The organism is Pseudobutyrivibrio ruminis CF1b (genome assembly GCF_000424005.1).
Classification (GTDB): domain Bacteria; phylum Bacillota; class Clostridia; order Lachnospirales; family Lachnospiraceae; genus Pseudobutyrivibrio; species Pseudobutyrivibrio ruminis_C.
This window is the reverse complement of sequence record NZ_AUJB01000011.1, coordinates 35398-57792: the sequence shown is the minus strand read 5'-3', so window position 1 is coordinate 57792 and position 22395 is coordinate 35398. Positions and strand designations below refer to the sequence as shown.

Here is a 22395-nt window from a genome sequence, read left to right as displayed (position 1 = left end):
TTATAATAACTATAATGTGATGACATTATTTTCCCCCTAAAACACTACCTTCAATTCTACACTTTCGACGGAAAAAATGACAGATATTTCCTTAACATCAAAGTAACATATAAACTCAACAACGTAAAATGGTCCACTAACCCCGTCCCCCAGGTCCACTTTCGCGCACCAAAAAAGACCCGGTACATTGTACCGAGTCTTCTGAAATCTGCCATAGCAGATGATTATCTCTTTGAGAACTATTAATGAAGTGAAAGTGCCGTATTTTAGGCATTTCTCCTTCAAGTTGCTGTTTACCTGCTGCGTACGGTAGAAAGCTCAGGGCTACTGTATGCTGCTGGTGGCAACTTTATATCTGTTTTTTCCAATACCTTTCGTCTTTACAAACCGAAATTGTCGTACTCATTTATATTGCGAGTTAACTTCCGATCAGTCATTTCGACAAATATGAATTCATCTTTCTGCGTATAATCCAAAGTTGCTTTACCTATGATCTTATACAGGTTGCTTCGCCAGATACATCACACCTGTTTATTTTGGTCATTCTTGACTAGCGCTACTACCGTTGTGGCAGCCACTACCAGATTAGCAATGCCACTTACGTAGTTCAGGATTATGAAGCTGAACACGCTGTACATTACCATATTTATGGCAAAAGAGATCTTTAATGCCCGGTCATTATCTTTAAACCTGAAGATTGAAACAGAATACTCGAAATTCGCAACAATAGGGAGCCAGCCAAGGATTCCTCTGTTATTGAACACTGCTCCCAATACCACGCCAAGCAGGATCAGCCCCCATTCCACCCCCCTGCTCTTAACGTTTTTTATTCCAGCGATGTTTCTGAGAACAGCCACAACATTTTGAGCCACACTGCTGTAGCCCTTAAGAATAAATGATCCTGCCGCATAAAAGAACTGGCTTATAATCTGTATCCCCAGCATTTGTGATCTCTTTTGCCTAGTTCCGCTTATTGAATCAGAGATCATTGCAAAAACGCTGCAGACATTTCCGATAATTATCTCATTGATAGTTCCCATTCCATTCTCCCTAAATTTCAATTCGCTGCTCTAAGTTATTCTGCAAGAGTCACTGCATCTCAGCTTCTATCTTTTTTAGGGTATCATCCAAAATTTCTTTTCTCAGTACAGTAAGCCAATCTGAGAATGCAACAGTATCAAATGCATATGTTTTATTAAGCTCATACTCGTTTTCTGACCATGTATCTATAGGAGATTCATTGTGCTGTATAAGAGCTTCAAGCTTATCAAGAGACTTGTATAGCTTTGCTTCCTTAGTTTCCTGCGCATCCATCTCTTTGTATAACTCGGCGATATCTCTGGATAATTCCTCCGGCAGTGATTGCACCCATTTGTTGAGAAACGAATCCTCAACTTCTCTGTCATCATCTGTTTTGATAAAAGTTGGAATATCTCCGGTAAAGCATTCCCCCAAATCATGGATGAGACACATGTCTACAACTTTATCTATATCCAGTTCCGGAAACTCATGCCTCAAAAGAAATGCCATCAGAGAAATACGCCAACTATGTTCAGCAACACTCTCTGTTCTGCGCTTCGTTGTCGTACAATGACGAGGTGTATCTTTTAATCTCTCAGCAACGTGTAAAATATCCAGATATTCTCTAGCGTTCATACATATCCTCCCTTAGCTCCCAACAATAATTAGTACACTATTCTGCAAGATAATTGTTTTATCAAATTGCGATTTGCCTGTATAAGCCATACGCAATACCCAACATTTTAGATTATACGTGTTTTTTCTATCCTCTTCAATATTCTTACACATAGAACAAGGACGTTTTCACGCCCCTGCTCTATCTTTTGAAGATTTTATCTCTCCATTCCCAAGTCCGTTTTGTGTGGCTTTGAAATCTGCTGTTCGTTGTGCTGATCAGCTCTAACCCTAGCTTCCCTTAGCTGTTCCAGGATACTCGTTCTAGCCTTTTCGGTTACCTCAGGCTTTCTAGTTCTATCCCACCATTCCTTGAATTTCTTGAATGCTCCGGATACGAGTTTTCCAAGTGTAGTCTTAGGATTCTCAAGTGATGCATATCTCATAAATTCTTTTTTCATCTCTGAATTGACCACTGCATCAACGTATTGCTGTTCCGTTGCTTTAATATCCTGCTTAATGACTTCTGCTGTATCATCAAGAGCTTCTATTTGTTCCTCTTTGGCTTGACACTTGGTTTCAAGCTCCTCATACTCCTTTTGCTTGACCTTCAGGTAAAACTCCTTTGAGAAATCACTATTTCTTCCCTTCTCTTTAGGTTTTAGAGTCTCACCTTCAAAGATCTCAGGATGTTCACTCATCTGTTTTGATACAAATTCGTGCATCTTATCCTGAATAGCCTCAAGGCGTTCCTGATCAAAGACTTTGGTCTTGGCAACCTGTTTACTCAGACCTCTCTTGTATCCTGTAGCCACCGGAACTCCTATAACATGCATATGAGGTGAATTTTCGTCCATGTGAATTACCGCTGAAGCTATCTTGAACTCCGGAACAATCTCTTTAACAAATTCTAGCTGTTCCTTTAACAGAGGTTTCATTGCTTCCCACTGTTCTGGAGACTTATCTGACCAGAATTCCATATCTCCGGTTTGTATTATAACCTCTACTGCCACATCATTCTTTTTGCTTTCGGATACATATTCCAGGTAATTGGATATCTGCCTGTCGTTCCTTTTACCTTTATTGTATTCCTCCAGAGCCTCCGTAAATTCCTTGTCGTAAATCTCTTTTACATCATCAAGGATATTTACCTCGCTGCCCTCAACCACTTCAATCATTTCTTCGCTATATTCTGTACTCTGATATTGCCTTAGATTGTGTTTGCTGACAGAAACTACATCACGCACTTTTGCTATAGAATGCTTTTTGCATGATATGTGAAAAGTTTGTGTTATCAAAGTAAACCCTCCTTTCGCGATAAAATCAAATTAGCAAAGCCGCCGGCAGGCCCCTCGGAGAGCCCCCGGATAATGATGTGTAATGTCATTATCCATAGGGGGTTACCCATAACGACACGTTATGGGGAAGCTCGCTCCGCTCGCCGCCAAACTTTACCTTCCCTTGTCTGATATTAACTGGAGCGTGGCACGCTCCTGTCCATATCCACCAAGGAAGAAATCACCATCTGAAATCCTGATGCATGCCGACCATATCCAGGTATTCCTGACGAGCTTTTTCTTTCTCTTCTTCAGAAGAAGCTGTCTTGGATTTCGAATAGATTTCATGCCTTGCTAATCGTTCCATCTTATCCTCCAATCCTTTCTTGATAAGATCCGCATCCTCATCCATATCGAATAAATGAAATCTTATCAGTCTAATAAATAACTCTTGTGGTATTTGAATGTTCTTCATAATCGTCCTTTCTGTAAGGTTGCAACAATGCAATGTGTTTATCTTTTTACAACCTTGCAACCTTAAGGCTGTAAGTCTATAAACCTTGCATTGTTGCGTTCTTAACCTTTATTCCAAATCCGTTAATGGCCAATACCAGATATTGTTGATTCTCTTGGCTTTGATACCAAGTTCTCTCTTGGCAATTTCCATGGTTCTTTTGGAAATGTCCTCTTCCTTGGCCATCTCGAAGACTTCAGTGCTTGGAATCATGTTATGATCTTCAGCCAGCTCTTTCAGAAGAGATATTGCTTTCTCCTGCTTATTGGCTCTCGGTGCTATTCCTCCCAGAACCTCGTCCGCTGTAATCTCATAATCACCTATCCACTCAAATCCATCTTCCGTTAGGCTGAATGCCTTAGAGTGTCCAAAAGCCGCCAGGTTGTTCTTTATTTGGACAACCGCCCTTAGGTCTGGCTCTCCTTCAATTCTTCCGACTAAGAGAACACTCCTTGCTACCGCATAGAAGTCTATCGATCCCATACCTCGATATGCCGCCTTATTTCCGGCTGCTTTATTCATGTGACCGATTAGGAGAATAGCACATTTGTATTTCTCTGCCAGAGCTGCTAGTCGCTTTGTCATATCCCTTGCTTCATTCGCTCTGTTCATATCCATTCCGCCTCCAAGATATGCCTGTATGGGATCAAGGATAAGAAGCTTAGCTTTTGTCCTTATCAATGCCTGCTCTATCCTCTTATCAACCATGGATAAAGACTTATCACTCTCATCTATCACGTGGATTTTAGTGCAATCCGCTCCGGCGCTTTCAAGTCTTGGCTTTACTGTATCTGCCAATCCATCCTCAGCCGTTTGATAGATGATGTCTATTGGTTCTTCACACTGCATCCCTTCATCCATCGGAACTCCTTTTGATAACTTTGCTGCAATGTTTAGTACCAAGGTTGTCTTGCCATCGCCGGGATCTCCCTGCACAATGGTCAGCTTCCCGTATGGTATGAATGGATACCACAACCAGGAAACTTGTTCAGATTCAATGTCTGACATCTGAATAATGTTTAATTCTGCATTACATGCATCCACTGAAATCACCTCCAATTCTTAATAGTGGATTGAATTCAGCCGGAACCACTGCTATACTTAAATCAACCGAATTAACAATAGCTCCGGCTATTTGCTTACTCTCTTGTTACCAGCAAGAGAGTTTTTTTCTTACCTACACTGCTTCCGGACTGAAGTAACCAATTTCTTCCCATACCTTTCTGTCCGGACAATAGTAGTTGTACTCACTGGAATTCTCTTTCTTCATGGCATATCCAAACTTGAATATCCCCTGTTGAATCCCTATTCGTACGAACTGTGCATCCTTGTGCATAGCTTCTGCAACCTCCGATATGGGTACATTTCTACCGGTAAACCTTGGTAGTTCAACATAGAGCTTCTTGTCTTCCATACTTCTCACCTCCCTTCTGTAAAATACGAATTGCCAGTTCGTATTTTGATAATACGACATAATAATTCGTTTGTCAAACTTTATTATGTATATTTAATTCGCATTACGCTCTTGTAATTCGTATTGCCACGTGTTACAATTCAGGAAAAGGAGGTTGTCATAATGGAAGACATCGGAAATAGAATCAAGTCAGCACGAAAAGCTTTACATATGAGCCAAACCGATCTCGCCAATAAGCTTGGCAAAACCATGAGAACCGTACAAAAATACGAAAGTGGAGAGATAGAGCCTTCTATTGCCATTATCAATGAAATAGCAAGGATACTTCAGATATCACCGGCTGAGCTTATAGGCTATCAGAAGCAAAACATCAGGTTAGAAACACTATCTGATGTTCTGTACGTTTTAAACGAGATAAACAAGAAGGCAGGATTACATTTCGAAGTAGATGTGAAACGTCCGCCTAAGACAGAAGAATGGAGCTGTAGTCTCAAATTCAGTGGAAACGACAAACAGGCAGAAAATAACGCAGATATATGTCTATTCCTTGAAAGATATGCAGATGAATGGGAAAGCCTGGAACAGGGTTTTTCTAATAAAGATCGTTTTGACCACTGGTTCGAAACAGAATTGGCATACTACGCTAATGTAGCACTGCCAGATAAGACAGATGATTAAGGTCTTACCTTTAATCATAAATTTTCCTGAGCACAAAGGAGGTTTATAAAACTTGAAATTACCAAACGGATATGGAAGTGTTATGAAAATGTCCGGGAAACGCAGAAAGCCCTATATGGTAAGAGTAACCACCGGATGGACCATTGATCCGGAAAAAGGTACCAAAAAGCAGACGTACAATGTCATAGGATATGCTGAAACCAAGCAGGAAGGCTTGCAAATGCTATCAGATTATCATCAGAATCCATTTGATACAAAAGCAGCCAAAATGACATTCACAGACGTATATAATGCCTGGTCTGAAGCAAAGTATCCTACCATTTCTAAATCCAATGTGCATGGGTATACAGCCTCATATAACGTATGTGGCACCCTTTACAACAAAACTTTTAGAGATATAAGGCTGGCAGAGCTTCAGAATGTCATTGATACCTGCGGAAAAAATTATCCTACGCTCCGTAAGATCAAAGTCCTTTTCAATCAGCTCTATGATTACGCCCTTAAGAACGATATCTGTAACAAGGACTATTCCGAATTTGTAGATATCCTCAAGTATAAGGACAAAAATCCAAATAAGGTTGAGAGAGATATCTTTTCAAAAGCTGAGATTGACAGGATATGGGAACTCAAGGATAATCCGTTCTACCAGACAGTACTGATGCTGATTTACAACGGCTGTAGAATATCTGAACTACTGGATTTGGAAAAGAAAAATGTTCATCTTGAAGAACAGTATTTCGATGTGATACTAAGTAAGACTGAAAATGGTATCAGAAAGGTTCCTATAGCAGATAAGGTTCTACCATTCTACAAAGCCTGGTATGAATCCTCTGACTGTGAATACCTTCTTCACACAGATGACAACAAAAAATTCACCTACAGGAACTATAAAGACAGCTACTGGACACCACTAATAGAAAACCTTGGTATGGAGCACAATCCTCATGATACTAGGCACACCTGCATATCAATGCTGGCGGAAGCTCATGTGGATCCTACAATGATAAAGAAAATCGTAGGACACTCCGGAGCAATGTCTCTGACAGAGAAAGTGTACACACACCTTGATATCCAGTCTCTGGTAGAAGCAATTAACAAGATCTAAGGCTTGAGAATTTTGCTGTCTACCTGCTGTTTACTCGCTGTTTACGGTACAAAATTTTCTGCGTTTCACCACAACTGAATACAATTATAGATAAAAGAAAAACCCCAGAAACACTGAGTTTCTGAGGTTTGTAAGTTCTTTTGAAATCTCGAAAGATTATCTCTTTGAGAACTGAGGTGCGCGACGAGCAGCCTTTAAGCCGTACTTCTTACGCTCCTTCATACGTGGATCTCTTGTGAGGAATCCAGCAGCCTTAAGTGTAGGTCTGTACTCAGCATCTACCTCAAGGAGTGCACGTGAGATACCGTGTCTGATAGCACCAGCCTGGCCAGTGTATCCGCCACCCTTAACGTTAACGATAACGTCAAACTTCTCTACAGTACCTGTAGCTACAAGTGGCTGACGAACAACTACCTTTAATGTCTCAAGACCAAGGTACTCGTCGATATCTCTCTTATTTATAGTGATCTTACCTGTGCCAGGTACAAGATATACTCTAGCAACTGAAGACTTTCTTCTACCAGTTCCATAATACTTTGTATTAGCCATGATCTACCTCCTATTAAAATGTAAGCACTTCTGGCTTCTGTGCCTGCTGCTTGTGATCTGGTCCAGCGTAAACGAAAAGCTTTGTGTACATCTGACGACCAAGTGGTCCCTTTGGAAGCATGCCCTTAACAGCGTGCTCGATAACTCTGTCAGGGTGTGTGTTGAGCATCTCACGAAGAGTTGTCTCCTTCATACCACCAACATAGTCTGAGTGATGATAGTAGATCTTCTGATCAAGCTTCTTACCTGTAACCTTAATCTTCTCTGCATTAACTACGATAACATAGTCACCACAATCAGCGTGTGGAGTGAAGACTGGCTTATTCTTACCTCTTAAAACCTTTGCAACTTCTGCACAAAGACGACCAAGTGTCTGTCCTTCTGCATCAACTACATACCATTTTCTCTCAAGCTGAGATGGGTTTGGCATATAAGTATTCATTGAGAATTCCTCCTTAAATAAATCTGAAAAAGCTCCAAGAAAGTGATGTCCGGGCACTGTCTCGGAAAGTTATAGTAAAACCTGTCTCCGGGCTAATGGACACAAGTCTCCTTACTACATCAACTATGACATTCTACTATAGGAATCTAATGACGTCAATATAAAATTTACGTTTTGGAGTAGAAAAAATCATAAAAAACCTCTGGTTGTATTATAACAGCCAGAGGTCATATTATAAACCAAAATTATTCAATTTCAATAGTGATATTGTTAGAAACTGAGCCAGCTCCATTAAAGCCAAACTCTACACTTCCACCATTTCCAATAGATGCGTTCCATTCTACTGGTGTAATAACATAGTAATCGCCAGATTCCTTAAGATTTACATTCCAGATGGCATCAATCTTCACCTGACTCTTTTTAATCTTTGCAGTCCATCCGTTTACCTGCTGGCCTGTAGAATTAGAGATTTTAACAGATGCAGTGTAACCTGAGCCCCAGCTGTTTACTGTAGAAGTTGCCTCGAGCCCCTTTCCGCTAACAGTAGGTGAAGGTGTTGGTGTAAGCTGTGGTGCTGGTGTAGGCTGTGGTGTAGGTTGAGCTGCACCTGGCGCCTGACAAGGCTCAAATATCCACTCCTGATTTGGATTACCATAGTATAGCCACTGGCATACATTAGTACCATCAGTCTTTTTATGTTCATAAACATCTATATATTTAGTAGCTGAGGAAACCTTTGTGCCGATGGTATAAACACCAGATTTTTTTGTATTCTTAACTATAAATTTCTGGGCATCTCCTGAATATCCATGGTAAATACCGATATTTGCACCATCCACATTTTCTGCATTGGCCACATCGAGCATGAAGTTTCCAAGGCCTGACTTTAATGTGATATATCCGTCAGATGTGTTTTCAACATACCACTTCTGTCCATCCGCACCTGTTCCCCTAAAGATGCACACGTTTGTACCAGCTTCTGCCTTGTCTCCCTCAACAGCCAAATATCTCTGGGAATTTGTATTCTTCAAATAATACCAGCCATTATCAATATGAGCTGTACTGTTATTATTTACGTTCTGACCGCTTGGTTGAGGCTGAGGTGTTGGAGTTGGTGCTGGCTTATCTTCTACTGGGAAGAACTGCCAGTAATTAAAGTTCATCAGGGATCCACCATTACCCTTAAATGCGAAATACAAATCATGGCGTCCGCTCACTCCATTTACATCGCAATATTCTGTAACATATTTCTGCCAGTTGCCTGTGTTTGGAACCTTTATTGTGCCGATTGTTCTTCCAGTTAATGAATCCAGGTGAAGCTCAATAGTTCCTCCTCCAGAAGGTGATGCAACTCTTGCTGCGAAAGCCTTTGCGCCGCTACCAAAATCAACATTCTTAACCTTGATCCAATCATTATTCTCGATGAAGGCTACATTCTGTGTACCTTCGCCACAAGCCTCTGTCTTTACTCCGCTTGAGAAGCAGATTGTTTCTGCCTCCACTCTGCCGTAAGGATTTAGGTTTGCAATAGGATTTGGGCCTGAAGTAGACATCTTGATTGTAGGGAAGCTTCCATCAGGATTGTATTTAAATTCCTCAACTGCTACTGAACGAGCAAATCCGCTACCACCTGGAAGAGCTCCATTATGATAGAAGAAATATGAGTGACCCTTAAAATCAACTACACCGCAGTGATTTGTAAAGCTTCTGCCCTCTGTAGGCATGATGACACCTCGATAGGTCCAAGGGCCTGTAGGTGTTGGGCTTGTAGAATATGCGATGTGCTCTGGAATACCATTACCAGAGAAGAGCATGTAATACAGGTTGCCTCTCTTATAGAACCATGGACCCTCCTCGTATGCGCTGGCGCGTCCAGGATAAGGGCCAAAGCTTTGAGTAGTAGTGTTCACCTTGTTGATTCCACCTGAATATGAAATCATGTTTCGATTAAGTTTTACATAGCATAAATTTGGATTTCCAAAATAGAGATATGCCTGGCCGTCTGAATCCACATAAACAGTAGGGTCGATAAAACCGTAACCCTGACATAGAGGATGTCCTAGTGCATCCTTGAATGGACCTGTTGGGCTATCAGATACAGCCACACCAATAGAATTGCCGCCCTGTTTTGCAATCACAGGAACATAATAATAGAATTTGCCGCCTCGCTCTACCACCTGACCTGCCCAGGCATCAGATTTTGCCCAACTGAAGGTGTCGAGCGAGCATACTACACCATGGTCTGTCCAGTTAACCATGTCCTTTGTTGAGTAGCAGTGCCAGTCTCTCATATCGTAGTACTTGGCTCCGTCCTCATCGTGACCTGTGTACACATACACAGTATCCCCATAGACCATAGGCGCTGGATCAGTGGAATAGATTGTTTGTACGATTGGATTATCAGCCTTTGCTACAGTCGGATTCATGCCAACTAAAACAAGAGCTGCCGCAAGCAACCCAATCATCCCCCTTCTTTTTTTCATTATTACTCCCTTTCTCTCCCCTTATATTTTTATTCATAACTCCCTGTATGACGATTATACCATATCTATATAATTTTGTAGCGCAACATCGAAATTTCCACCAACATGTAAAAAAGCTTCCGAACATGGAAGCTTACATTACATTTATTATTCGTATTCAATTCCAATCATGGTAAGGCCGTGTGCTGGAGCTGTTGGGCCAGCCAGCTCGCGGTTGCGACCACGGAATATCTCAAGCATATACATTGGTTCCATCTCTCCTGCACCAACCTTAATAAGAGTACCTGCAATGATGCGAACCATGTTATAAAGGAAGCCATCTCCTGTGAGACGAATGTGTATAACATCATCTTCCTTATAAACCTTTGCGGTATAAATAGTACGTACACGGGACTTAACCTGTGCTTTTACAGATGAAAATGAAGTGAAATCATGCTGGCCAATAAGGTATGCAGCTGCCTCATTCATCTTTTCCACATCCAAGTCATAGTAGTAATGGAATGTATCCTTACGCTTTGTAGGATCTGGCATCTTGCGGTTTAAAATCTTGTATTCGTAGGTCTTGCGGCAGGCGGCATATCTAGGATGAAAATCATCCTCCACCTGGCAGGAATATTGAACCACGATGTCGTCTGGAAGACGCTGATTAAGTGCAAAGCTGATTTTGTCAGCTGGCATACGGCTAGTGGTATCAAATACCGCCACATTTCCAAGGGAATGCACACCAGCATCTGTTCTACTAGCTCCCATAATAGAGATAGGCTCTTGCAAAAGATCTGTAAGAGCCTCGTTTAATTTCTGTTCAATTGTTACTCCGTTTGGCTGAATCTGCCAACCAGAATAGTTTGACCCGTCATAGGCCACAACAATCATTACTCGCATATTATAAAATTACCTTTGCTGAATAAAAAACTATTAAATAAAGTGCTATACAAATGTAGGCACGCTGGTCTAAGGATGTGTACTTAAGAGGTCGCATCTTAGTCCTGCCCTCTCCTCCATTATAGCATCTTGCTTCCATTGCAAAAGACAAGTCATTTGCTCTTCTGAATGCAGAAACAAAAAGTGGTACAAGAAGTGGCACCATGTTCTTTGCCTTTTTGATAAGTCCGCCTGACTCGAAGTCTGCGCCTCTGGCCATCTGAGCCTTCATAATTTTATCTGTCTCCTCAATGAGGATTGGGATAAATCTGAGAGCTATAGACATCATCATGGAAATCTCATGAACAGGAACTCCTGCCTTTTTCATAAATCCAAGGGACTTCTCTAAACCATCTGTAAGCTGATTAGGAGTTGTTGTAAGTGTCATAACGGATGTACCGATAATAAGAAGTACCATGCGGCTTGTCATAAGTACTGCGTTCTTAAGACCTACATCTGAAATTGTAAAAATCCAAAATGATGCCAATGTCTTTCCAGGTGTAAGGAACAGATTGAAAAGACCTGCGATTATCAACAAAATAATAATTGAACGAAGACCCTTTACCATAAATGAAAATGGTACATGACTCATTTTGATAATACCGATAAGTGTAATAAGCACTGCACCAAAAAGTATCACATTATTAGCTGAAAACAGTGTAATTATAAAAATCAGCGTACCAAATAGCTTCACACGTGGATCTAGGGAGTGAAGCACTGATTCTGCTGGATAATATTGTCCTAAGGTTATTTCACGTAGCATAAAATTTCTTCCTTTGCCTCTTCAACAGTAGTTGCGTCAGTTCTAACGTCAAACCCTGCTGCCTTTAAATCGTTCATAACATATGTAACCTGAGGTGCTGCAAGACCCATAACCTCAAGCTCCTTGTAATGAGCGAAAACCTCCTTTGGAGTGCCATCAAATGCTGGCTTACCAGCATCCATAACGATGATACGGTCTACGTAATTGGCCACATCCTCCATTGAATGAGAAACCAAAATAACTGTATCGCCGCGTTTTTTGTGCATATCTGCAATCATTCCAAGAATGTCATCGCGGCCTTTAGGATCAAGACCTGCTGTAGGCTCATCAAGGATGATAACGTTTGGCTTCATAGCGATAACACCTGCGATAGCTGCACGGCGCTTCTGTCCACCTGAAAGCTCAAATGGAGAAGCAAGATAAAACTCCTCAGGAAGACCTACTAAGCCAAGAGCCTCATATGCTCTCTTAATCTGCTCCTTCTCATCAAGTCCCTGATTCTTAGGACCAAACTGAACATCCTTAAATACTGTAGTCTCGAAAAGCTGATGCTCAGGATACTGGAATACCATTCCTACCTGAGTGCGAAGCTCCTTGATATCATAATCCTTATCGTATATATCCTGGCCACGATAATAGATGTGACCATCTGTAGCTTTGATAAGACCATTCAGGTGCTGCACAAGTGTAGACTTGCCGCTGCCTGTGTGGCCAATGATTCCAATAAACTCACCTTCCTTTATAGAAAGGCTTACATCATCAAGAGCTGTAACCTCATAGGCTGTGCCTGGGCTGTATTTATATGAAACGTGATCTAAAATCAATTCGTTTGTAGCCGATTTAATAGCAGAAGCTCCACCCTTTGTAGCCTGAGATGCCGCAGCTGTAACTGCTGCCCCTGAATTCTTAATCTGAAGAAGGCTGTTTACAAGCTCCTCTCTTGTAAGAATACACTCAGGAAGTGGAAGTCCTGACTTTCTAAGCTCATGAGCTAAAAGTGTAACCTGAGGAACATCAAGGCTGTGCTCCTTTAAAAGGTCAACATCCTTAAAAATCTCACGAGGTGTCCCCTCCATGAAAACCTTACCCTTTTCCATTACGAAGACATAATCTGAATCAACTACCTCTTCCATGTAATGAGTGATAAGGATTACTGTGATTCCTTTTTCCTTGTTAAGTGTATGAACTGCCTGAAGCACATCCTTACGTCCATCAGGGTCAAGCATGGCTGTTGGCTCATCAAGAATAATACACTTTGGCTCCATAGCCATAACTCCAGCAATGGCAACACGCTGCTTCTGTCCACCTGAAAGCTTGTTAGGCGAATGACTCTTATATTTGTACATTCCTACCATCTTAAGAGATTTTTCAACTCTCTTTAAAATTTCATCAGTTGGAACTCCGATGTTCTCAGGACCAAAAGCCACGTCCTCATCAACTACAGATGCAATTATCTGATTGTCTGGATTTTGGAAAACCATTCCTGCAGTCTGACGAACTGCAAAAGTGAACTCATCATCTGAGACATTCATTCCATCTACGAAAAGAGTGCCCTCAGAAGGTGTAAGAAGTGCATTGATGTGCTTGGCGAAAGTGGATTTGCCAGAGCCATTATGTCCTAAAATAGAGATAAACTGGCCTGGTTCCACATTAAGATTAACGTGGTCGAGGGCAACCTGGATAGACTCCACGTTTCCCTCTTCATCACGTCTTATATATTCATGAACTAAATTCTTTGATTTGATAATTGACATTGGTACCCACTATTCCTTCCAGTTGAGTCTATGTAAATTACCCTCAGTCTCCAAACCGAGGAAGTCGTTCTGTCTCAGTGCCTCGTATAAAATGATGGCAACTGAATTTGATAAATTAAGAGAACGTATATCATGTCCCATTGGGATACGAACGCAATTCTCCTCATTGTCTACAAGGATTTCTTCAGGGATGCCTGCGCTTTCCTTGCCGAACATTATGTAGCAGTCTGGCTCGTAATTCACCTCGGTATGAGTACGTTTAGCCTTTGTGGTGGCCATGTAAATCTTTGCATCTGGGTTCTTGGCTTTGAAATCGTCCCAGTCATCATAACGGAACACCTCAAGGCGGTCCCAGTAATCCATGCCTGCACGCTTCACAGTCTTGTCTGTAAGGACAAAGCCTAAAGGCTCAATTAAGTGAAGGCGGGTGCCTGTGGCACAGCATGTACGTCCGATATTTCCAGTGTTAGCTGGAATTTCAGGCTCATGTAAAATTATATTTAACATATAGTCTTTGCTCAAAAACTTACATTAACAATGAATAGTCATTCCTCTCTCGACTAACATGTCTCGTTCAGAATGCCATTACATTGTTAATTAGTTTTTGCTCCTTAATTATTTCTCAACTCTCTAATAAATTCTTCTATACGATCCATGGCCTTCTTCAGGTTTTCAAGGGAGTAGGCGTAGGAAATACGCACATTGCCCTCTCCGCTTTCGCCGAAAGCTGTGCCCGGTACTACGGCAACTTCCTTTTCCTTAAGAAGACGTGTACAGAATTCTTCTGATGACATACCAAACTCTGCAATAGATGGAAAAATGTAGAATGCTCCGTAAGGCTCAAAGCATTTGATTCCCATTTTCTTGAAGCGGTTTACAAGGTAACGACGTCTGTCGTTGTACTCCTCGCGCATGTTGGCAACGTCCTCGTCGCAGTCTCGTATAGCAGTAACAGCTGCATACTGACTTGTTGTTGGTGCACACATAATAGCAAACTGATGGATTTTTGTCATCTGCTGAACTATTTCTGCCGGTGCACAAACATATCCTAATCGCCATCCAGTCATGGCATGGCTCTTAGAAAAACCATTGATATAGATAGTGCGCTCCTTCATTCCTGGGAAAGATGCAATAGAAACATGTCCCTCTCCAGTGTAAGTAAGCTCACCGTAAATCTCATCTGTAAGAACAAACAAATCGTATTTCTTAACAAGTTCTACGATTGGCTCTAAATCTGCCTTTTCCATAACAGCACCTGTTGGATTGTTAGGGAATGGCATGATAAGAATCTTTGTCTTGTCTGTAATGGCAGCCTCTAATTCCTCTGGCTTAAGACGGAATTCATTCTCCTCCTTAAGATTGATAGCTACTGGAACACCACCTGCAAGAATTGTACAAGGCTCGTATGAAACGTAGCTAGGCTGAGGAATAAGAACCTCATCGCCTGGATCAAGCATTGCACGAAGTGCCACGTCAATACCCTCAGAACCACCAACAGTCATAAGCATTTCTGTAAGCGGATCATAGTGAAGGTCGTAGTGACGTTTTAAGAAATCAGCAATCTCGATTCTTAGCTCCTTCAAACCTGAGTTTGAAGTATAGAAAGTACGGCCTCTCTCAAGAGAATAGATAGCCTCATCTCTAACCTTCCATGGTGTATCGAAATCAGGCTCGCCTACACCAAGTGAAATTGCATCTGGCATCTCTGCCACAATATCGAAAAACTTTCTAATGCCCGAAGGCTTGATTGAAGTAATAGTTTTATTCAGAGGGTTTCTCATAAGCTCACCTTCTCCCTCTCATCAACATGCTTTTCTGCCATGATAATACCATGATCCTTGTACTTCTTTAATACAAAGTTGGTCTGTGTAGAAAGCACTGAGTCAAGCGGAGAAAGCTTTGCAGAAACGAAGTCTGCCACCTCTCTAAGTGTATGTCCCTCGATAGAAACCATGAAATCATAGCTTCCCGAAATAAGATAAACAGCATCAACCTCTGGATAGTTGTAGATGCGCTCAGCAACCTTGTCAAAACCCATTCCTCTCTGTGGAGTAACACGAACTTCGATAAGAGCTGAAACCTTCTCTACACTAGCTTTTTCCCAGTTGATAAGTGTAGGATAACCGCAGATTACGTGCTCATTTTCCATAGCCTCAAGCTCATTCATGATAGTAGCTTCATCTGTGCCAAGCATCATAGCAAGATCTGCAAGGTCAATTCTGCTGTTATGTTCAATATAAGTTAAAATCTTCTCTCTCATAATAAAATCCCCTTTCTAATCCACCAGTTACACTAACAAGCATTAGTATTTCCCCGCTCGACTAACATGTCTCGCTTAGGAAATCTAATAGCTTGTTAGCTACTGGTTCATCCTGTTAATTTACACTGTATAATGCGTCTGATTTTGGTGGTTCTAAGAAACGGACTTCATCACCATTCAGAACACGTTTGTCGTTTGTAGAGTTGGACTTCCCGATAATGGCGGATGCTACCCCCGCGTCCGCTAATTTACGAACCAATCCATTTCCATCATTTGTAGCGATAAGCATTGCTCCAGATGATATAAGCTCGTAAGGGTTAATTCCAAAGAACTCGCATACTTCTATAGTCTCCTGTTTAACAGGGATTGCTTTCAAATCAATATCAAGACCTACTCCGGAAGCCTCTCCCATCTCCCAAAGTGCTCCAAAGATACCACCTTCTGTAACATCGTGCATAGCAGCTACACCGTGCTCCACAGCGATTCTGCTTTCTGGAAGAACACTGAGGTACTGGTCAAAGCCCTTAGCTGTATCAATAAGGGACTGTGGCAATCTTGTAAGAAGCTCCTCTTCGTGGTCCTTTGCGATGATAGATGTGCCTTCAAGGCCAATCCACTTTGTAAGTACGATATCCATGTCAGGCTTGGCTCCGCCTGTAGAAACCATCTGGCCTTTCTTTACCTTACCTACAGCTGTAACAGAAATAAGTGGCTGATTAACTGCCTCTGTAACTTCTGTGTGACCTCCGATAACCTGAACATTGTAACGCTTACATGCAGCGTCCACCTGTTCCATGATGTGCTTAAGCTTAGCTTCGCGCATACGAGGTGTAAGAAGAACTGTAAGAAGAATACCGATAGGCTCTGCTCCGGCGCTGGCCAAATCGTTGACAGAAATAGTCACTGCCAGCTCTCCAATATCAGAAGCTGTGCCAGTAATAGGATCTGTAGATAAAACCATCTCCTCATCTGGACCAATCTGAACTGTAGCGCAGTCTTCACCGATAGATGGGCCATTTCCCACCTCAGGTCTTTTTACATGCAATTGTTTAATAACAGAGCGTTTTAACACACTCTCTGGTAACTTTCCAATTTCCATAAGTAAGTCCTAAATTTGTGCTAGTTTGCAGGTGCTGCAGCTGGTGCTGTATTAGCGTCTGGGGCTGCAGTTGTATCAGTGGCTGGTGCTGCAGCATCAGCAGCTGGCTGTGCATTTGTCACCTGATACTTTGGTGTAATAATAAATGGTGTGGAATTTGCAACACCTGGTGCGTAAGTCGCAATGGCGTTTGCAATTATATTTACATCCTGTGTGGCAATTGCCTGAAGCATTGCATATGAAAGGTTTGGATCCTCTGATGCAAGACCTACAGTAACTGTTCTGTTTGAAGGATTGTATTTACTGTTATTGTATACGTCGCGGCTAACTTCCTGGCCGTTCTCATAAACAATCTTCCAAAGGCGTGCTGTGTAACCTGTGTGGCCGCCAACTGTAGTAGTCATCTTGCCAAGTGGTACATTAGGGTCGCCTACCCATGTAGTGTTCTGAACATTTACACCTGTAACTTCTGTCTCATAGGCAACTGAGTGACCTGGGTCATCCTCTTCCTTGCCGTAGATATTGAAGTAGGCATTGCTGCCATCACAGTAACCTTCTATATATATAGGATAGTTTTTGTTGTTTACAATCTGGAAATCCTTACCACCAGACTCTGAAATAGCTGCATCCTGAGAAGGCTTTACATAAGTAACAATCATTGAATGTGAGCTTCTTGTAACGATTCCAAGCTCAGCCTCACGAACTGCTCCGTAAAGAGTGGTAGATACCTGGCAGATACCACCGCCGTATGTCTCTACTGTAGTGCCGTTCTCATAAGAACCTGCAAGCATATATCCATTTTCAGCTGTGAATGGTGTGATGCAGTTAAGTACTGAGAACTCGTCTCCCGGGTAAAGAATGGTTCCATCTATAAAACCAACACCGTTGGCCACGTTATTTTTTCTGGCCTTGGATGATGAGCTGTAGTCTGTAGTGAATGAGCCAAGTAAATCCTTAATCTCAGCAAGCTCTTCCTTGCTTCCCCTAGGCTCCTTAACCTCAGTGACAAGTTCAACTGTGGCATCACTGCCATCCCAGTCGTTCTCGATATAATTCTCTAAAAGCGCCGCTGACTCAGGAATCTGAACAACAACACCAGCCTTACCTTCATGGAAAACAAACTGACCATTCTCACGTGTAAGATAATCGTCGCTGGCGACATCATTAACCTGAGCTGATGCTCCATTTAAATAGAACTCTATGCCCTTTTCATCTGCTCCTAAAGAGAGAGGGAAATCCTTTCCTCTGCCATCCTCTAAATCCTTGCTGGCTTTAAATCTCTCTGCGAAATTTCCTGTAGAACCGTAAGTAGCTGCCTTTTCAACAACCTCTGGATTCTTTGCTCCAATGCAAAGGTCCTTTCCTGTAGCTGTGAAAGTCTGGCCATTGGCTGAAAGTGTAAAGACTTTGCTGTCGTAATCTGCAAAATAATTATTAACTACATCCTCAGCTTCTGTAACAGTCTTACCTGATACGTCTGTACCGCCGATACTGATACCATTTGGGATGATTCTGTTGTCTGTGACTACCTCTTCTTCAATAGCTTCTGCCTCTTCGTTTGCAAGCTCTTCGTCGGACACCTCATCAGCGTAGGCTGTGACAGGGGATACCGCAATAATTGAAGATGCCAGTAGTAATGATATTAACTTTTTTTTCATAACAATAACGCCTCGTAATTGACTTTATATTTTACAAAAACTAGAATTAAATTATAAATGCAGCTGCGATTGTGGTGATAAGCATACTAAGCACTACTACCACTAATACGATGCTTGCTATAATCTGATGTTTTTTACTGCGTTTCATATTCGTACCTCGTTAACTTCTATAAGCAAAGGAGTGACCGCTATGGGCTTTCCTCTTTTACCGTTTATCCTTTTATTTTTAGTTCTTTTATCTATCCGCCTGCATCATTTGAATGCTAAACGTGAGCAGGAGGAAGCTGAATTCTGGGAAAAAGAACGTCAGGCAAATATAACCCCTGCAAAAGATATATCTAATCTAAGATATATTACCATTCCAATAGAGAAATTTCCATTAAATTTTAGTAATGACGAGGAAGTTATTGCCATAGAAAATGAATTAAAAGAATTGTCTACTCATAAGCTTCTTAACCTTACAAGAGTCACAAATACAGACCTGAAGCTTACCTATGGAGGGCCAAATTATGAAACTATGAGTAAAATCGGCGATGACTACGACAGAGCTACTGTTCTCCTTAACAAATATGCTGAGGCACTTTTTGAGGCAGACAGAATCGATGATGTTATCACAGTTTTAGAATTTGCTGTAGGAACTGGCACTGATATAAGCGAATCCTACACATTGCTTGCAAAGTGCTATAAGCAAAAAGAAATGGATGCAAAGCTTGATTTACTGAAGAATCAGGTGGAGCAAAGCTCTTTATACTTTAAGAATTCAATATTAGAAAAGATTTCATAGAAAATGACCAGCCCCTTAGATTATCAATCCTGGGAGCTGGTCATATTATTTTATCTACTTATATTAGTTTTCATTTCTCTTTACTTTTGTGATACCGATAAATCCAGCTATAGCGCCAAGTAATGGAAGTGTAGAGCCATTCCAGACAGCCATATGTCTTGTATTTTCTCCTGCCATTGCTACTTCCTGTTCCTGGATTGTAACAGTCTCTACTACATCATCCTCCATCTCAACATCCACTACTGCAAGTGGAACCTGAACTTCCTGTATAGACTGAATAGGCTGGATTGTCTGAACAGGTTGGATAGCCTGAACAGGCTGGATTGTCTGAACATATGCTGGAACTGCAGCCTCCTCAATAGTTCTTGTAGCTGCCACTGGTGTTGTCACATCGTTCTTTACCTGCTGAGCCTGCTGTCCTGCCATAATCTCCTGGATTCTGTCACCAAGAGCATCCACCTTGTCCTTTAAATACTTTATTTTATTATCATATTCCTGGATTTCGACCTGAATATCTTCAATATCTTCACAAAGGTAATTGATTTGATTTGTAATATTAGAAAGTGTAGCTGTAAGCTCTGCAATTTTCTCATCAAGAGTGGAAATTGTAGTTGTAGCTGTTTCCACAAAATCTTTATATTCATTACGATTAGCTGCATCCTGCTGATACTGCTTCTGAGTGTACCATTCAACTCCCTTTGCCTGCTGGCCTTCCTCAGCGTACCATCCTGCCTGCTCATCGCGCTGTGCTGCATGGAAAGTGTATCCAAATACTTTCTGGTTCTTAATCATTCCAGTCACATTTTTGTCGTAAGTAGAAACCTTATGTGAATCCTCTTTCCATACCTTATATGTAGGAGTCTTTTCAACTACGTTAATTCCTGCAACAATTGATGAATCATTTTCATTCTCAACAAGTCCCTGATATAAAGAATTTCCTTCCTCATCGCAGGTTACATAATCGAAATATCTCTCGATATATACTGGCTCGCCATCAATTATTTTTACATACTTAACACAGTAGTGCTTTCCTACGTAGTCGTGATTGAAGTTCTCACCGAAAACAACCTTGTCTGCATCCTCTGCGCTAACTTCCCCTGTGAGAATCAGCTTGTAAAGAATCATGTCTTTTGCTAACACACGGCCCTGATTCTTATAGTAATTATCCACTGTAAGATCCTTGTTTGCCTCATCAAGCTGAGTTCTTACAGCTGTTTCTTCTATTATTTTCTCATCTACAACTACCTGCTGCTCATCAAGTCCTGCAGTTGCATATCCTGCTTCCTCGTACGCCTCTTTTCTGTCAGCCATCTCCTGCTGAAGAGTAGCCTTTTCATTTACAGCTGTGTCAAGCTGGCTCTGAACTGATGCCTGCTCTTCAACTGATAAATCGATTTCCTGCTGTACAGATTCCATCTCAGCCACTGCTTCTGCTTTTTCAGCCTCTGTCTCTGTAATCTGAACCTCAGCCTCAGCGATTGCTTCCTCAGCACTCTCAACAGTTTCATAAGTGTATGTGTTGAACTGATTAAGTTCTGTCTGAACTTCCAAAGTTGTTTCAACAACTGTTTCTTCTAATGTCTGCTCTACAACATTTTCTTCCAGGCTCTGAGCATATGCCAAATTTGCATCTCCTAAAACTGATACCCCTGCGGCTGCTGAGCCTGTAATCGCAACACCTTTTAACACCTTAATAACTTTCTTACCCATGTACTAATCTCCTACCGAATAACCTCACTACAATTTCGTTATCATGATTATCGGTAGTTATAAATAAAACTTTAGTACAAATTTTCATCAATTAAATAACCGTGTAGAGTAAATCTCATTTCCTGGGCAGAACAGGTAGAAAGGGTAATAACTTTGTCTGCAGAAGTAACGTTTTCAGCAATTGAAAGCTTCCTATAAGAATGCTTATTTAAATTGTTAATATACTCCTGAAACTCTGGATTATCATAATACGGAACGGTGTAAACCCATGAAGCTGGTTCTGTATCAAAATAAGAAAAGATTTCATATCTCATCTTTCCAGTTGGAGTGATAATCTGGAAATATTTGTGCTCGTCATAGAAATTTTCCTCTGACTTGTAGTATCTCAATTTTCCAAACATGGAAAGATTTCTCATGTTGTGACCGTATATTATATTGTGACTGTCACTAAAATCTTTCAGATTATATCCCTCTAAAAAAATACTGCCAGCTGTAGCGTATTCTTTATCTATAGTGGTGCGAAGATATTTTTCGTCATCACCAGAAAACATTATTGGATAACTGATGTCTGTTCCTTCTATATAAATCCAGCCAGCCACATCAGGATTAATGTTCTGCAAAGCAGCAATGTCCACATCTATCATCTCCTGCCATGGCACCTGCTGCACCTGATTGTCAGCTTTTGTAACGTAGGTCTGCTCTAACGAATCATATAAATCGTTGGACTTCTGGTATCCCATGTAAATATAGATAAATCCACCTACAGAGCCAAACACAATTACAAGACCTGTGATAAGTATTATTGTAGGATTAATGCCCTTTTTGATTTCTTCATCATCAGTCTTTTTCTTCTTCTCACCAATATTTGAAAGAAGCACACCAACAATAAGGACGATAAAGGCCCCTATCTTACCTGTAGTCTCTGAAATAATTGCAGCCACATTTCCTATAAAAGGATAATGGGCAACAACTTTTCCTCTGACATTAGTATATGACACAGGCATGAAATCGTTAGCCGGATTTGCATCTCCCTTTGTAGTCAGTGTATTTTTTTCAGCGTCTACCTCAACTATTCTATGGGTAACCACACTTGCTCCCACATCAAAGGCAATAATATCCCCCACTGACAGCGAATTAAAATCAACAGGCTTAACGTACACTATAGACCCTATTGGTATTTCAGGAGTCATTGACCCTGTAATGACGTTATATTCCTGCATTCCCATTGCCCTTGGAATAGCCAGTGGCAGACATGCTGCAATAACCAAAATGATTATACAATTCCCCAATACTCTAAGTAATTTTCCCATAATTAAATTCTACCACACTTTAAAAGGGACGACTATTAA

The 22395-nt window shown here is 41.2% G+C and carries 22 protein-coding genes; 3 read left to right on the top strand and 19 right to left on the bottom strand.

Translation table 11 applies throughout. From position 1 onward, the window contains the following. Positions 1 to 521: 521 nt before the first annotated feature. The 6 genes from G592_RS0110015 to G592_RS0109990 all read right to left on the bottom strand — a co-directional run bounded on the left by G592_RS0110015 (position 522) and on the right by G592_RS0109990 (position 4840). Positions 522 to 1040 (bottom strand): YgjV family protein, encoded by a 519-nt coding sequence (locus tag G592_RS0110015; protein WP_028247706.1) that lies wholly within the window; start codon positions 1038 to 1040, stop codon positions 522 to 524. Positions 1041 to 1089: 49 nt separating this feature from the next. Then, a complete protein-coding gene (locus G592_RS0110010) occupies positions 1090 to 1656 on the bottom strand; it encodes an HD domain-containing protein (RefSeq protein ID WP_028247705.1) in 567 nt (188 codons plus the stop codon). A gap of 197 nt (positions 1657 to 1853) precedes the next feature. Then, positions 1854 to 2933, bottom strand: a complete 1080-nt coding sequence (locus tag G592_RS0110005) for a plasmid recombination protein (protein WP_028247704.1) — start codon at positions 2931 to 2933, stop codon at positions 1854 to 1856. A gap of 220 nt (positions 2934 to 3153) precedes the next feature. After that, positions 3154 to 3387, bottom strand: coding sequence for a hypothetical protein (locus G592_RS0110000; protein WP_028247703.1), 234 nt, complete (start codon positions 3385 to 3387; stop codon positions 3154 to 3156). Between the two features lie 108 nt (positions 3388 to 3495). Further along, the gene (locus tag G592_RS0109995) at positions 3496 to 4434 is read right to left on the bottom strand and encodes an AAA family ATPase (protein WP_051194880.1); all 939 of its coding nucleotides are present in this window, start codon (positions 4432 to 4434) and stop codon (positions 3496 to 3498) included. Between the two features lie 169 nt (positions 4435 to 4603). Then, positions 4604 to 4840, bottom strand: a complete 237-nt coding sequence (locus G592_RS0109990; RefSeq protein WP_028247701.1) for a hypothetical protein — start codon at positions 4838 to 4840, stop codon at positions 4604 to 4606. A gap of 162 nt (positions 4841 to 5002) precedes the next feature. On the opposite strand from G592_RS0109990, the gene G592_RS16210 reads away from it, so the two are divergent. Continuing rightward, positions 5003 to 5518 carry a helix-turn-helix domain-containing protein gene (locus G592_RS16210; RefSeq protein WP_051194864.1) on the top strand — a complete coding sequence of 172 codons (516 nt, stop codon included), beginning with the start codon at positions 5003 to 5005 and terminating at the stop codon, positions 5516 to 5518. A 52-nt stretch (positions 5519 to 5570) separates the two neighbouring features. After that, positions 5571 to 6623, top strand: coding sequence for a tyrosine-type recombinase/integrase (locus G592_RS0109980; protein ID WP_028247700.1), 1053 nt, complete (start codon positions 5571 to 5573; stop codon positions 6621 to 6623). Between the two features lie 156 nt (positions 6624 to 6779). Here the strand turns inward: G592_RS0109980 and rpsI are convergent, their stop codons facing one another. The 11 genes from rpsI to G592_RS16200 all read right to left on the bottom strand — a co-directional run bounded on the left by rpsI (position 6780) and on the right by G592_RS16200 (position 18552). Then, entirely contained in the window at positions 6780 to 7172 is a 393-nt protein-coding gene (gene rpsI, locus G592_RS0109975) for a 30S ribosomal protein S9 (protein WP_028247699.1), read from the bottom strand. 13 nt (positions 7173 to 7185) lie between these two features. After that, a complete protein-coding gene (rplM, locus tag G592_RS0109970) occupies positions 7186 to 7614 on the bottom strand; it encodes a 50S ribosomal protein L13 (RefSeq protein ID WP_015550823.1) in 429 nt (142 codons plus the stop codon). A 245-nt stretch (positions 7615 to 7859) separates the two neighbouring features. After that, positions 7860 to 10097 (bottom strand): family 43 glycosylhydrolase, encoded by a 2238-nt coding sequence (locus G592_RS17375; protein WP_081660386.1) that lies wholly within the window; start codon positions 10095 to 10097, stop codon positions 7860 to 7862. Positions 10098 to 10244: 147 nt separating this feature from the next. Further along, positions 10245 to 10979 carry a tRNA pseudouridine(38-40) synthase TruA gene (gene truA / locus G592_RS0109960; RefSeq protein ID WP_028247698.1) on the bottom strand — a complete coding sequence of 245 codons (735 nt, stop codon included), beginning with the start codon at positions 10977 to 10979 and terminating at the stop codon, positions 10245 to 10247. Between the two features lies 1 nt (position 10980). Continuing rightward, positions 10981 to 11781, bottom strand: a complete 801-nt coding sequence (locus tag G592_RS0109955) for an energy-coupling factor transporter transmembrane component T family protein (RefSeq protein ID WP_028247697.1) — start codon at positions 11779 to 11781, stop codon at positions 10981 to 10983. Further along, complete coding sequence (locus G592_RS0109950) at positions 11766 to 13535, bottom strand: energy-coupling factor transporter ATPase (RefSeq protein WP_028247696.1); 1770 nt, start codon at positions 13533 to 13535, stop codon at positions 11766 to 11768. Before G592_RS0109950 ends, G592_RS0109955 begins: the two co-directional genes overlap by 16 nt. A gap of 9 nt (positions 13536 to 13544) precedes the next feature. Then, entirely contained in the window at positions 13545 to 14042 is a 498-nt protein-coding gene (gene trmL / locus G592_RS0109945) for a tRNA (uridine(34)/cytosine(34)/5-carboxymethylaminomethyluridine(34)-2'-O)-methyltransferase TrmL (RefSeq protein ID WP_028247695.1), read from the bottom strand. Between the two features lie 104 nt (positions 14043 to 14146). Next, positions 14147 to 15316 carry a pyridoxal phosphate-dependent aminotransferase gene (locus G592_RS0109940; RefSeq protein ID WP_028247694.1) on the bottom strand — a complete coding sequence of 390 codons (1170 nt, stop codon included), beginning with the start codon at positions 15314 to 15316 and terminating at the stop codon, positions 14147 to 14149. Further along, positions 15313 to 15795 (bottom strand): Lrp/AsnC family transcriptional regulator, encoded by a 483-nt coding sequence (locus tag G592_RS0109935; RefSeq protein WP_028247693.1) that lies wholly within the window; start codon positions 15793 to 15795, stop codon positions 15313 to 15315. Before G592_RS0109935 ends, G592_RS0109940 begins: the two co-directional genes overlap by 4 nt. A 115-nt stretch (positions 15796 to 15910) precedes the next feature. After that, the gene (locus G592_RS0109930; protein ID WP_028247692.1) at positions 15911 to 16894 is read right to left on the bottom strand and encodes an AIR synthase family protein; all 984 of its coding nucleotides are present in this window, start codon (positions 16892 to 16894) and stop codon (positions 15911 to 15913) included. Between the two features lie 20 nt (positions 16895 to 16914). Continuing rightward, positions 16915 to 18552 (bottom strand): VanW family protein, encoded by a 1638-nt coding sequence (locus tag G592_RS16200; RefSeq protein ID WP_051194863.1) that lies wholly within the window; start codon positions 18550 to 18552, stop codon positions 16915 to 16917. Between the two features lie 190 nt (positions 18553 to 18742). On the opposite strand from G592_RS16200, the gene G592_RS0109920 reads away from it, so the two are divergent. Next, positions 18743 to 19336, top strand: a complete 594-nt coding sequence (locus G592_RS0109920; protein ID WP_028247691.1) for a hypothetical protein — start codon at positions 18743 to 18745, stop codon at positions 19334 to 19336. 63 nt (positions 19337 to 19399) lie between these two features. Here G592_RS0109920 and G592_RS0109915 read toward each other — a convergent pair whose 3' ends face one another. Together G592_RS0109915 and srtB are read right to left on the bottom strand one after the other, a co-directional pair. Beyond that, positions 19400 to 21046, bottom strand: a complete 1647-nt coding sequence (locus G592_RS0109915; protein WP_028247690.1) for a hypothetical protein — start codon at positions 21044 to 21046, stop codon at positions 19400 to 19402. Positions 21047 to 21117: 71 nt separating this feature from the next. Further along, entirely contained in the window at positions 21118 to 22356 is a 1239-nt protein-coding gene (gene srtB / locus G592_RS17065) for a class B sortase (protein WP_051194862.1), read from the bottom strand. Positions 22357 to 22395: the final 39 nt, after the last annotated feature.